The 12,642-nt window shown below is 65.1% G+C and carries 12 protein-coding genes; 9 read left to right on the top strand and 3 right to left on the bottom strand.

Annotation, left to right across the window (positions count from 1 at the left end):
- Positions 1 to 60: 60 nt before the first annotated feature.
- From HL671_RS08780 to HL671_RS08755, 6 genes are all read left to right on the top strand, one after another.
- Positions 61 to 1,122: an ABC transporter ATP-binding protein gene (locus HL671_RS08780; RefSeq protein WP_041750694.1), complete on the top strand. Its 1,062-nt coding sequence runs from the start codon at positions 61 to 63 to the stop codon at positions 1,120 to 1,122.
- 96 nt (positions 1,123 to 1,218) lie between these two features.
- A complete protein-coding gene (locus tag HL671_RS08775) occupies positions 1,219 to 2,541 on the top strand; it encodes an ABC transporter substrate-binding protein (RefSeq protein WP_012043656.1) in 1,323 nt (440 codons plus the stop codon).
- 207 nt (positions 2,542 to 2,748) lie between these two features.
- Positions 2,749 to 3,702 (top strand): carbohydrate ABC transporter permease, encoded by a 954-nt coding sequence (locus HL671_RS08770; protein ID WP_012043657.1) that lies wholly within the window; start codon positions 2,749 to 2,751, stop codon positions 3,700 to 3,702.
- Complete coding sequence (locus tag HL671_RS08765) at positions 3,699 to 4,607, top strand: carbohydrate ABC transporter permease (protein WP_172236167.1); 909 nt, start codon at positions 3,699 to 3,701, stop codon at positions 4,605 to 4,607. Before HL671_RS08770 ends, HL671_RS08765 begins: the two co-directional genes overlap by 4 nt.
- 188 nt (positions 4,608 to 4,795) lie before the next feature.
- Entirely contained in the window at positions 4,796 to 5,779 is a 984-nt protein-coding gene (gene denD / locus HL671_RS08760) for a D-erythronate dehydrogenase (protein ID WP_012043659.1), read from the top strand.
- Positions 5,780 to 5,852: 73 nt separating this feature from the next.
- Positions 5,853 to 7,022 carry an acetyl-CoA acetyltransferase gene (locus HL671_RS08755; RefSeq protein WP_172236166.1) on the top strand — a complete coding sequence of 390 codons (1,170 nt, stop codon included), beginning with the start codon at positions 5,853 to 5,855 and terminating at the stop codon, positions 7,020 to 7,022.
- Here HL671_RS08755 and HL671_RS39310 read toward each other — a convergent pair.
- On the bottom strand, positions 6,964 to 7,494 hold the full coding sequence (locus HL671_RS39310; RefSeq protein ID WP_246579411.1) for a hypothetical protein: 531 nt from the start codon (positions 7,492 to 7,494) through the stop codon (positions 6,964 to 6,966). The two genes, HL671_RS08755 and HL671_RS39310, sit on opposite strands and share 59 nt — an antisense overlap.
- A gap of 10 nt (positions 7,495 to 7,504) precedes the next feature.
- Here HL671_RS39310 and HL671_RS39305 point away from each other — a divergent pair, with 10 nt between their 5' ends.
- Positions 7,505 to 7,738: a GNAT family protein gene (locus tag HL671_RS39305; protein ID WP_172236165.1), complete on the top strand. Its 234-nt coding sequence runs from the start codon at positions 7,505 to 7,507 to the stop codon at positions 7,736 to 7,738.
- A 231-nt stretch (positions 7,739 to 7,969) separates the two neighbouring features.
- Here the strand turns inward: HL671_RS39305 and HL671_RS08740 are convergent, their stop codons facing one another.
- A complete protein-coding gene (locus HL671_RS08740) occupies positions 7,970 to 9,199 on the bottom strand; it encodes an LON peptidase substrate-binding domain-containing protein (protein WP_172236164.1) in 1,230 nt (409 codons plus the stop codon).
- Positions 9,200 to 9,467: 268 nt separating this feature from the next.
- On the opposite strand from HL671_RS08740, the gene HL671_RS08735 reads away from it, so the two are divergent.
- Positions 9,468 to 10,022 (top strand): GNAT family N-acetyltransferase, encoded by a 555-nt coding sequence (locus HL671_RS08735; RefSeq protein ID WP_172236163.1) that lies wholly within the window; start codon positions 9,468 to 9,470, stop codon positions 10,020 to 10,022.
- 97 nt (positions 10,023 to 10,119) lie between these two features.
- On the opposite strand, the gene HL671_RS08730 is transcribed toward HL671_RS08735, so the two are convergent.
- Complete coding sequence (locus HL671_RS08730) at positions 10,120 to 10,683, bottom strand: DinB family protein (RefSeq protein ID WP_172236162.1); 564 nt, start codon at positions 10,681 to 10,683, stop codon at positions 10,120 to 10,122.
- A 164-nt stretch (positions 10,684 to 10,847) separates the two neighbouring features.
- Here HL671_RS08730 and ybaL point away from each other — a divergent pair, with 164 nt between their 5' ends.
- A complete protein-coding gene (gene ybaL / locus HL671_RS08725) occupies positions 10,848 to 12,590 on the top strand; it encodes a YbaL family putative K(+) efflux transporter (protein ID WP_172236161.1) in 1,743 nt (580 codons plus the stop codon).
- The last annotated feature ends 52 nt before the right edge of the window (positions 12,591 to 12,642 follow it).

Below are 12,642 nucleotides of genomic sequence, written 5' to 3'. Positions count from 1 at the left end.
GCAACGGTCAGAATGCCGCCGATCTGCAGCCAATGCAGTCGGTCTATGAGGAGGAAATTGATGTCGTCGGTGCAAATTCGCGACGTGCGCAAATCATTCGGCGGATTCGAAGTCCTGCACGGCGTGACGATTCCGATCGAGGATGGCGAGTTCGTCGTGCTGGTCGGTCCGTCCGGCTGCGGCAAGTCGACGCTGCTGCGCATGCTGGCAGGGCTCGAGAACATCACCTCCGGAACGATCTCGATCGGCGAGCGCGTCGTCAACAATGTGCAGCCGAAAGAGCGCGACATCGCGATGGTGTTCCAGAACTACGCGCTGTATCCGCACATGACGGTCGCCGACAATATGGGCTTCTCGCTGAAGCTGCGCGGCGCGCGGCCCGAGGACATCAAGAAGGGCGTGGCGCGCGCCGCCGAGATCCTCGCCCTGACGCCGCTGCTCGACCGCTATCCGCGCCAGCTGTCCGGTGGTCAGCGCCAGCGCGTCGCGATGGGCCGCGCCATCGTGCGCGATCCCCAAGTGTTCCTGTTCGACGAGCCGCTGTCGAATCTCGACGCCAAGCTGCGCGTTGCGATGCGCACCGAGATCAAGGAACTGCATCAGCGGCTCAAGACCACCACCGTCTACGTCACCCATGATCAGATCGAGGCCATGACCATGGCCGACAAGATCGTGGTGATGCATGACGGCATCGTCGAGCAGATGGGCTCGCCGCTCGATCTCTACGACAAGCCGGACAACCAGTTCGTTGCCGGCTTCATCGGCTCGCCGGCGATGAATTTCCTCAACGGCCACCTGAAATCCAACGGCACTGTCTATGTCGAGACCGACAATGGCGCCAAGCTGCCACTGCTGACCGCGCCGGCCGCGTCCAACGGCCGTCCGGTGGTCTATGGCGTCAGGCCCGAGCATCTCGAACTCGCCGATGACGGCATCGAGGCCGAGGTCGTTGTCGTCGAGCCGACGGGATCGGAGACCCAGATCGTCGCCCGCATCGGCACCCAGGACATCATCGCGGTGTTCCGCGACCGCCACGAGGTCGTGCCGGGCGCGAAGATCCATTTGCGTCCGCGTGCGTCCGCGGCGCATCTGTTCGACAAGGATACCGGCCGGAGACTCTGATCCGGCCGCGCGAGGCCGAACCAACGAACGAATAAAAAGAACAAGAAACTGCCAACAAACAAAACAAGCAAAATATTCAACGGGAGAAAACTTCAGATGACTTATTTCCCTACGGATCGACGGTCTCTGCTCAAGGGTGGCGCGACCTTGCTGGCGGCCGCGGCGACGATGTCGGCCGAGGATCTGCTCGGCTACGCCAAGGCCTGGGCGCAGACCTCGCCCTGGAAGCCGGAGCCGGGCGCCAAGGTCAACATGATGCGCTGGAAGCGCTTCGTCGAGGCCGAGGACGTGGCCTTCATGAAGATCGTCGACGCCTTCCAGAAGGCCAACAACGTCACCATCAACATCTCCAACGAATCCTATGACGATGTCCAGCCCAAGGCCTCGGTCGCGGCCAATACAGGGCAGGGGCTCGACATGGTGTGGGGCCTCTACACGCTGCCCTTCCTGTTCTCCAATAAATGCGTCGACATGACCGACGTCGCCGACTACCTCGGCAAGAAGTGCGGCGGCTGGACCGACTCCGGCAAGGCCTATGGCATGCTCGACGGCAAGTGGATCGGCATCCCGGTGGCGGCCACCGGCGGCCTGATCAACTATCGCATCTCGGCGGCCGAGAAGGCCGGCTTCAAGCAGTTCCCGAAGGACCTTGCCGGCATGGCCGAGTTCTTCAAGGCCATGAACAAGAACGGCACGCCAGGCGGCATGGCGCTCGGCCACGCCTCGGGCGATGCCAATGGCTGGGTGCACTGGGCGCTGTGGGCGCATGGCGGCAATCTGATCGACAAGGACAACAAGGTCGTCATCAACTCGCCGGAGACCGCCAAGGCGCTCGAATACGTCAAGGGCCTGTACGACAATTTCGTGCCGGGCACGGCATCGTGGAACGACTCGTCCAACAACAAGGCGTTCCTGGCCGGCCAGCTCTACGCGACCGTCAACGGCATCTCGATTTACGTGACCGCCAAGAAGGAGGCGCCGCAGATCGCCGAGGACATGAACCACGCGCATCTGCCGCCCGGCATCGACGGCAAGACCCGCGAGATGCATCTGGGCTTCCCGATCCTGGTCTTCAATTTCTCGAAGTACCCGCAGACCTGCAAGGCGTTCACCGCCTTCATGCTGGAGCCGGAGCAGTTCAACCCGTGGATCGAGGCGGCGCAGGGTTATCTGTCGCACTTCCTCAAAGGCTACGACGCCAACCCGATCTGGACGGCCGATCCGAAGAACACGCCGTACCGCGACGTTGCGGCAACCGCCACCACGCCGGCCGGACTCGGCAAGCTCGGCGAAGCGGCCGCGGCTGCGATCGCCGATTTCGTGCTGGTCGACATGTTCGCGAACTACTGCACCGGCCGCGAGGACGTGAAGACGGCGATGGCCAGCGCCGAGCGCTCGGCCAAGCGCATCTTCCGCTAGGGCGGGACTCGACCGTGTAGGGTGGGCAAAGGCGCTAGCGCCATGCTCACCGTCATTGCGAGCGAAGCGAAGCAATCCAGGGCCGCGCATACGACTCTGGATTGCTTCGTCGCTTCGCTCCTCGCAATGACGGAGTCGCTCAATCGGTCCCGAACGCCGCCGGGCATGCGTCATCCATGCGCCAGTTCGAAGGGAGCTGCTGGATAAATGAGTACCATTCAGACCTCGTTGCCTCAGGCTGCGGCCATCGGCGAGCCCTCGGCGTGGGTGCGGCTCAAGACCAACCGCAACGTCATCGCGCTGTGGTTCATGCTGCCGGCGGCGGCGTTCCTGATCCTGTTCCTGGCCTATCCGCTGGGCTTGGGCGTCTGGATGAGCTTCACCGACGAGAAGATCGGCCGCAGCGGCGTTTTCGTCGGCATCGAGAACTACGAATGGCTGTGGGACGATTCGATCTTCTGGTTGTCGGTATTCAACACGCTGCTCTACACGATCGTGGCCTCGGCCATCAAATTTGCCATCGGACTTTACCTCGCGCTGCTGTTGAACCGGCACATGCCGTTCAAGGCGATGATCCGCGCGATCGTGCTGATCCCCTTCATCGTGCCCACTGTGCTGTCGGCGATCGCGTTCTGGTGGATCTATGACGCGCAGTTCTCGATCATCTCCTGGTCGTTGATCAAGCTCGGCATTATCACCCAGAACATCAATTTCCTCGGCGACACCTCCTGGGCCCGCGCGAGCGTCATCATCGCCAACATCTGGCGCGGCGTGCCGTTCGTCGCGATCACTCTGCTGGCCGGCCTGCAGACCGTGTCGCCCTCGCTCTATGAGGCCGCAACGCTCGACGGCGCCACCAGCTGGCAGCGTTTCCGCTACATCACGTATCCGCTGCTGACGCCGATCATCGCCGTCGTCATGACCTTCTCGGTGTTGTTCACCTTCACCGACTTCCAGCTGATCTGGGCGCTGACCCGCGGCGGCCCGGTCAATGCCACCCATCTGATGGCGACGCTCAGCTATCAGCGCGGCATCATCTCCGGCCGGCTCGGCGAGGGGGCGGCAATCGCCACCGCCATGATCCCGTTCCTGATGGCGGCCATCGCGATTTCCTGGTTCGGCATGCAACGGCGCAAATGGCAGCAAGGATCCGACCAATGACCGACACCGCGCTGCAAGCCAAGGCACCCACCACGGCCGGCTCCGACGAATCCGAGGGCATGAGCTACCTGGAGTCGCTGCCGCGGCGGCTGGTCACGCTCTATCTGCCGCTGTTCATCATTCTCGTGGTGCTGCTGTTCCCGTTCTACTGGATGGGGCTGACGTCGATCAAACCCGACGAGCAGCTGATCGACATGGAGAAGTACAACCCGTTCTGGGTGGTGCATCCGACCTTCAAGCACATCTCCAAGCTGCTGTTCGAGACGCAATATCCGCGCTGGCTGTGGAACACGATGTATGTCGCGGTCGGCGCCACCACGCTGTCGATCTTCGCCTCGGTGCTCGCCGCCTATGCCATCGTTCGGCTGCGCTTCAAGGGCGCCGACACGGTGGGTGTGCTGATCTTCTTCGCGTACTTGGTGCCGCCGTCGATCCTGTTCATCCCGTTGGCCTCGGTGATCCAGGCCTATGGCCTGTTCGACTCGCCGCTGTCGCTGATCCTGGTCTATCCGACCCTGCTGATCCCGTTCTCGACCTGGCTCTTGATGGGCTACTTCAAGACGATCCCGTTCGAGCTCGAGGAATGTGCCCTGATCGACGGCGCCAGCCGCTGGCAGATCCTGGTCAAGATCGTGGTGCCGCTTGCGGTCCCCGGCCTGATCTCGGCCTTCATTTTCTCGTTCACCCTGTGCTGGAACGAGTTCATCTACGCGCTGACCTTCCTGCAATCGACCCCGAACAAGACCGTGCCGGTCGCGATCGTCAACGAGTTCGTCGACGGCGACATTTACAAATGGGGATCGCTGATGGCCGGCGCCCTGGTCGGCTCGCTGCCGCTCGTGATCCTTTACGCCTTCTTCGTCGAGCATTATGTGTCGGCGATGACCGGCGCAGTGAAGGAGTAGGGCGGCTTTGCCCGTGAGCCGGGTTAAGGTGTCGCCGACTGCTCACGCGGATCTCAACTCTCGTCATTGCGAGGAGCGAAGCGACGAAGCAATCCAGAACCATTCCGATGCTTCTGGATTGCTTCGCTTCGCTCGCAATGACGGAAGTTAAGACCGCGCCCAACCGTTGCATTTGAAGGAGCATCCCCTTGCATATTCTCGTTCTCGGCGCCGCCGGCATGGTCGGGCGCAAGCTGGTGGAGCGGCTGGTCCGCGACGGTCGTCTCGGCGAGGCCGCCATCACCCGCATGACCCTGCAGGACATTGTCGCGCCGGCGAAGCCGGACACCAGCCTCAAGGTCGAGACCATCGCCGGCGATTTCGCGGTCGCCGGCTTTGCCGAGAAGCTGGTTGCTGATCGTCCCGACGTGATCTTCCACCTCGCCGCCATCGTCTCGGGCGAGGCCGAGCTCGATTTCGACAAGGGCTACCGTATCAATCTCGACGGCACCCGGATGCTGTTCGACGCGGTCAGGTTGATCGGTGACGGCTACAAGCCGCGGCTGGTCTTCACCTCGTCGATCGCGGTGTTCGGCGCGCCGTTCCCCGACGCCATCGGCGACGAGTTCGTCAATGCGCCGCTGTTGAGCTACGGCACACAGAAGGCGATCGGCGAGCTGCTGCTGGCCGATTACAGCCGCCGCGGCTTCTTCGACGGCGTCGGCATCCGCCTGCCCACCATCTGTGTCCGCCCCGGCGCGCCCAACAAGGCGGCCTCCGGCTTCTTCTCCAACATCCTGCGCGAGCCGCTGGCCGGCAAGGAGGCGGTGCTGCCGGTGTCCGAGGACGTCCGCCATTGGCACGCCACCCCGCGCTCGGCGGTCGGCTTCCTCCTGCATGCCGCGACCATGGACACCGCGAAGATCGGTCCGCGCCGCAACCTGACCATGCCCGGCCTGTCGGCGACCGTCGGCGAGCAGATCGCCGCGCTCCGGCGCGTCGCCGGCGACAACGTCGCCAATCGCATCAAGCGGGTTCCCGATCCCTTCATCGTCGGCATCGTCGACGGCTGGCCGCGGAATTTCGAGGCCAAGCGGGCCCGCGAGCTCGGCTTCACCACCGAGGAAAAGAGCTTCGACGACATCATCCGGATTCACATCGAGGATGAACTTGATGGTAAGTTCGTTGCTTGAGAACGCCACTTGAGCCCTGGACCTGGATGGCGCGCGTCGCCATCTGGGCGGAAACATATTCGGGAGAGAGATCATGACCGCCAGCATCGTCGGATGGGCGCATACGCCGTTTGGAAAGTTCGACGCCGAGACCGTCGAGAGCCTCGTCGTCAAGGTCGCCAATGAGGCGATCGCCGACGCCGGCATTTCGGCCGGGGACGTCGACGAGATCGTGCTCGGCCATTTCAATGCCGGCTTCTCAGCCCAGGACTTCACCGCCTCGCTGGTGCTGCAGGCCGATCCGGCGCTGCGCTTCAAGCCGGCGACCCGGGTGGAGAACGCCTGCGCGACCGGCTCGGCCGCCGTGCACCAGGGCATTCGCGCCATCGCCGCCGGGGCCGCCAAGATCGTCCTCGTCGTCGGCGTCGAGCAGATGACGCGCACGCCGGGACCGGAGATCGGCAAGAACCTGCTCAAGGCGTCCTACCTGCCGGAGGACGGCGACACGGTTGGCGGCTTCGCCGGCGTGTTCGGCAAGATCGCGCAAGGCTATTTCCAGAAATACGGCGACCAGTCGGACGCGCTGGCGCTGATCGCCGCCAAGAACCACAAGAACGGCGTCGCCAATCCCTATGCGCAGATGCGCAAGGATTTCGGCTTCGAGTTCTGCCGCTCCGAGAGCGAGAAGAACCCGTATGTCGCCGGCCCCCTGAAGCGCACCGATTGCTCGCTGGTGTCGGACGGCGCCGCCGCTTTGGTGCTGACCGACAGCGAGACCGCCAATTCGTTCGCCAAGGCGGTCAATGTCCGTGCCACGGCCCATGCGCAGGACTTCCTGCCGATGTCCAAGCGCGACATCCTCGCCTTCGAGGGCTGCACGGTGGCCTGGCAGCGCGCGCTGGAGAAGGCCGGTGTCACGCTGTCCGATCTCTCTTTCGTCGAGACCCATGACTGCTTCACGGTCGCCGAGCTGATCGAGTACGAAGCAATGGGTCTGACGCCCAGGGGACAGGGCGCTCGCGCGATCAAAGAGGGCTGGACGCTCAAGGACGGCAAGCTGCCGGTCAATCCGTCCGGCGGCCTGAAGGCCAAGGGCCACCCGATCGGCGCCACCGGCGTCTCCATGCATGTGATGACCGCCATGCAGCTCACTGGCACGGCGCCGGAAGGCATGCAGCTCCCCAACGCCAAGCTCGGCGGCATCTTCAACATGGGCGGCGCCGCAGTGGCGAACTACGTGTCGATTCTGGAGCCTGCGAAGTAGGAAGCGCTTCAAGTGAAACTCCATCCTCCGTCATTGCGAGCGAAGCGACGCAATCCAGGGCCGAGTGCTCGACTCTGGATTGCTTCGTCGCTTCGCTCCTCGCAATGACGGTGATCGGCGTCTTGCCGAGCCCGCCATCACGCAGCCCGGATGAGCTATCCTCCGTCATTGCGGGGAAAGCCGAAAGATGACCGACCTCATCCTGATTTCGCATGTCCGGGTCGGTGATCCGTATGAGGCCGATGTCCGCGCGCTTCTGAACGAGGCCTATCCGGAAGGCGCGCCCGACGAGCTTGGTCTTTACTACGGCAAGCACGGTCCTCCCGACGCGACGGTGCTGCTGCGCCTCGCACAGCGGATTGTCGGCCATCTCTCGATCTACGAGCGTCGCATCAAGGTCGGTTCCGACGAGGTGATGGCTGGTCTGGTAGGGGAGGTGGCGGTCGGCGTCGATCAGCGCGGACGGGGTCACGTCCGCGCTGATGGGCAGGGCGCATCAGCACCTGCGCGAGCGATCGATCCCCTTCTCGATCCTGTTCGCGTTCGAGCCTCCTGTCTACATGTCCAGCGGCTATCGCTCGATGACGAACGAGATGCGGTTTCTCGACAAGGACCGCACTTGGAAAACCCTGGTCTACCGCGGCGGCATGGTCGCCGAACTGCTCGGACGACCCTGGCCGGATGGGCCCGTCGATCTCTGCGGCGAGACGGTGTAGCGAGAGGCGCGGATGTCGCCACGGCTTTCGGCCGCAGCCCGGATGAGCGCAGCGACATCCGGGTTCATCGCAGCATGTCGTGTGACCCCGGATATCGCTGCGCTCATCGGGGCTGCGAAACTCTCGTCATTGCGAGCGAAGCGACGCAATCCAGAGCCGAGTGCTCGACTCTGGATTGCTTCGTCGCTTCGCTCCTCGCAATGACGATCGTGGGCGGGGAGCGACGCCGGCTCACGCCTCCTCCTTGCCAACGCCGTCGGCCACCGCCTTGGCGGCGCGCACCAGGGTCACGCCGTGCTCGGCGAGCAGGCGCGCGGCGGGGCTACGCGTCTCCGGAAACAGCGCGAGCAGCGTATTCGCCCCGGTGATCATGGGATAGCCGACCTCCTGGGCGGCCAGCGCGGCACGGTCGCTGACGCGCAGGAACGCCGGCGACGGCTGCGCGATCTCGCCATCCTCGGCCGCGAGGAGGGCGAGATCAGTGTCGACATAGGCGAGGGTCTTCGTCCGCAGCTGCTTCAGGCTGGCACGGCAGCTCTTCATCACCGCAGCGGCGCTGTCGTCATCGACCAGCGCGAGCAGCAGATGCTCGAGGGTGGCATGGCGATGCCGGCGGTCGCGCGCGCTTGCGATCGCACGCTGTCGTGTCGCCTGCAGCGCGGATGACAGCGGCCGCGCCGTGACGTCCAGCAGTGCCTCGACCAGCTCCAGGCGCTTGATCGGATCGAGCACCGCCAGCAGCTCGTATTTGTGAGCGAGCGGCAGCAGCACCTGCGCGGCGATCGTGTCGGCCACGGTGCCCGGCTGTCGTCCCTGACCGAACGGCGGCCAGCTCTCGGGCATGCGGCTGTTGCGGATCGCGGCGTAGCGCTCGAAGCGCGTCACGGCGCGCAGGATCAGATCCGGCGCATCGGCAGCCCCGTCCTCGGCGATGTCGGACACCTCCGCCTCATAGGCGCTGCCGTCGTTGCTGAACGCTCTGATGAGGACGCGCCGGCCGATGCGCACCTGAACCTTCAGCGTGCCATCCGGCAGCGGCGAGAGTTCCATTAGGTCGGCGCGCAGCCCGATCTCGTGCAGGTCAGCGAAGCCGGGCTCGTCGACGGCGCGCTGCTTCTGCAGTGCAATCACGAGGTCGGTCTGTCGGGCAAAGGCGTCGTTCAGCGCATTGATCGTCTTGGCGCGCCCGACAAACAGCGGGTAGGTGGCGCCAGGGAACGGAACGAGGTCGCGCAACGGAATGGCGGGACGCCGGACCGTTGTGGTCTGAATGACAGGTGCTCGCTGCGGCTTGGTGCCATCGCCGCTCTTGATCAGCGCCGACAGCGTATTCCAGTCGGCCACGCCGAACATCCGCGAGACCAGCTCCAGGCTCTGACTGTGGCTGATGGTGATGGACTTCGTAGTCAGGGAGTCGCGCAGGGTCTGCGCCATAAGCTTGGCATCGCGAAAATCGCGCATCGCTTGATCCTCTGCAGGAGCGAACCAGGCATGTCAGGTGGCTGCGTTGCTGACCCGGTCGCTCGGGCAAAGGGGGAGGCCGTAAGGGCTCGATACGTTCACCATTCCCAGGAGAGGGCGCAACCGGCAGGTCGTATCAACCTACCGACAGGTTGACGCAGGCCGCGACGTCTGTCAATCGCCGCAGCAGGTGGAGGAGGCCGCGACGGGCCGCGACTGTCGTGCCGCCGCCAAGGCATCCGTCTGCCCGCGGAAGGAGTGACACGCCATGATCCTCGCAACCGACCGGCTGGCCCTGCGCGAATGGCGCGATGACGACCGTGCGCCGTTTGCGGCGATGTCGGCCGATCCGGAGGTGATGAAGTTCATCCGCGCGCTGCCAACGCGCGAGGCGTGTGACCAATGGATCGACTTCCAGATCGCGCATCAGGCCGAGCACGGCTTCTGCTTCTGGGTCGTCGAGTCCCGGGCCACCGGCGCATTCCTCGGCGCGACGGGATTATTCAGGGTGTTCTTCGACGCACCGTTCACGCCGGCGGTCGAGATCGGCTGGCGGCTCGCGCGCGCCACCTGGGGGCAGGGCATCGCCACGGAGGCGGCGCGCGCCGCGCTGGACTTCGGCTTCGACAAACTGAATCTCGACCAGATCGTCGCCTATGCCGCGCCGGCCAACGCGGCCTCGCAGAAGGTCATGCGCAAGCTCGGCATGATCAGGGACGAAGTCTCGGATTTCGATCATCCGCGCGTCGAGGAGGGCAGCCCGCTGCGGCGGCAGGTCATGTACCGGCTCGCGCGACAGGCGTGGGTCGATGCTTCGCGCTGAAAGTGAGTGCGTAGCCCGAATGAGCGCAGCGACATCCGGGACCATCGCCGCTGTTTGTGTGATCCCGGATATCGCTGCGCTCATCCGGGCTCCACGTTCAGCTCCGCCACACCTTCTCTTCGCTGAAGCCGAGTTCGGCGAAATCCTTCGTCCGCAGCGCCGCATCGTCCGCCGGAAAGAACTCGTCCAGTTGTGGCGGCTTGGTTGATGTGGCTGACAGCATCGCATGGGCCTGGCCGCGGTGATGGATATCGTGCTGGAACAGATGCAGCAGCAGCCGGTCGCAGCGTTCGTTTTGCACCCGGCTCTCGCGGTTGATGCGGACGGTCTCGTCGAGCCGTGCCGGCGTCAGCGCCTCGCAGAACGCGATCAGCCGGCGGTCCATCGCGCTCTGCGCCTTCACGAGGTCGGAGAGGCGCGGGAACGGCACCTCGTTCTGCCACGCCATCGGGCCGAGCCAGCCGCCTTCCAGCGCGTCGATATAGAACAGGTCGATGATGTAGATGTGGTTCAGCGTCTTCTGCAGGCTGGGAAAGAAGCCGGTGCGCGCAGCCGCGAAGTCGTCGGCGCTGAGCTCGCCGCAGGCGATCAGCAGGCGATGGTTGGCCCAGGCATTGTTGTAGGCGAAGGCACGAAAGGTCTGGACGAGATCGGCGGGCATTGTGTCTGATCACCCCGTGATGGCTCGTCGCCGATCATACGGAACGGATCGCGTCATTCACCACAGATTTCGGCTGTCCCTCGCGCATCGTCCCCATCCGCGTGGCGGAACTCTGCCACAATTGGTCGCGGTGCATCTGATGGCCGCCTGTGCAACAAGTCGAGATGCCGCACGAAACACCTCTCATTGCGACCATCGTCGCCGGCCTTGGATTGGCCTTCGTCTTCGGAGCCCTTGCGCAGCGGTTCCGGTTCCCGCCGCTGGTCGGCTATCTCCTGGCCGGCGTCGCCGTCGGCCCGTTCACGCCGGGCTTCGTCGCCGACCAGGCGTTGGCGACCGAGCTCGCCGAGCTCGGCATCATCCTCTTGATGTTCGGTGTCGGCCTGCATTTCTCGCTGAAGGATCTGATGTCAGTGCGCGCCATCGCCGTGCCCGGCGCGATCGTGCAGATCACGGTGGCGACCCTGATGGGGATGGCTTTGAGCTGGGCGATGGGATGGTCGCTCGGCGGCGGCCTCGTCTTCGGCCTCGCGCTCTCGGTCGCCAGCACGGTGGTGCTGCTGCGCGCGCTGCAGGAGCGGCGGCTGATGGACACCGAGCGCGGCCGCATCGCGGTCGGCTGGCTGATCGTCGAGGACCTCGCGATGGTGCTGGCGCTGGTGCTGATCCCGGCCTTCGCCAGCCTGCAGAATGGCGACGGCGCGGCGGTCGCGGCCGATCCGCTGGCGGCACGCTTCGGCCTCGGGCTCACGGGCGTGCTGCTGCTGACCTTCGTCAAGATCGGCGTGTTCATGGCGCTGATGCTCGTGGTCGGCCGCCGGCTGATCCCGTGGATCCTGCACTACATTGCCCATACCGGCTCGCGCGAGCTGTTTCGGCTGGCGGTGCTCGCGATCGCGCTCGGCGTCGCCTTCGGCTCGACCAAGCTGTTCGGGGTGTCGCTGGCGCTCGGCGCCTTCTTCGCCGGCATGATGCTCGGCGAGTCGCCGCTGAGCCAGCGCGCCGCACAGGAATCGCTGCCGCTGCGCGATGCCTTCGCGGTGCTGTTCTTCGTCTCGGCGGGCATGCTGTTCGATCCCGCCAGCATCATCCGCGAGCCCTGGCCGCTGCTTGCGACCCTTTTCATCATCCTGTTCGGCAAGTCGTTCGCCGCGTTCCTGATCGTGGTCGCGTTCCGGCATCCGGTCTCGACCGCGCTCACCATTTCCGCCAGTCTTGCCCAGATCGGCGAGTTCTCCTTCATCCTCGCCGAGATCGGCGGTGCCACGAACCTGCTGCCGAAGGCCGGCCGCGACCTGATCCTGGCCGGTGCCATCATCTCGATCATGCTCAATCCGCTGCTGTTCGCGGGCCTCGACTGGCTGCTGCCGCGGCTGGAGCGCCGCCGCAATGATCCAGCCACGCCGGCCGCGGCGCCGCCGGCCGAGATCCCGGCGACCGCGCTCACCGAGCACACGATCATCGTCGGCTATGGCCGCGTCGGCCGGCTGGTCGGCGAGGCCCTGCGGCAGCGCGGCCACGCTTTGCTGGCCGTGGAGACGTCGGACGACATCCTCAAGCCATTGAAGGACGAGGGCGTCGAGACCATCACGGGCAATGCCGCGGCCAGCCACGTGCTGCGCGCAACCAATCCAGCCGGCGCCCATGCGCTCGTCATCGCCATCCCCGAGGCGTTCGAGGCCGGGCAGATCGTCGAGCAGGCGCGCGCCGCCAACCCCGCGCTGCACATCGTGGCGCGGGCGCATTCCGACGCCGAGGTCGAGCATCTCAAGTCGCTCGGCGCCGACGTCGTCATCATGGGCGAGCGCGAGATCGCACGCGGCATGATCGAGGAGCTGGACACCAGGCCGCCCGACGCCGCGCCCGCGCTGGTGCCGCACCGGCCGGCGGAGCAGGTGCAGGTGTGAGGTCGTTGTCTTGTAGATGGGGTAACGGGCCGACCACCCGAGCGGCACGCTC

This window comes from Bradyrhizobium denitrificans (genome assembly GCF_013179005.1).
GTDB classification, from domain to species: Bacteria; Pseudomonadota; Alphaproteobacteria; order Rhizobiales; family Xanthobacteraceae; genus Bradyrhizobium; species Bradyrhizobium denitrificans.
Note: the sequence above shows the minus strand (reverse complement) of the source record. Positions and strands in the feature narration are given on the sequence as shown.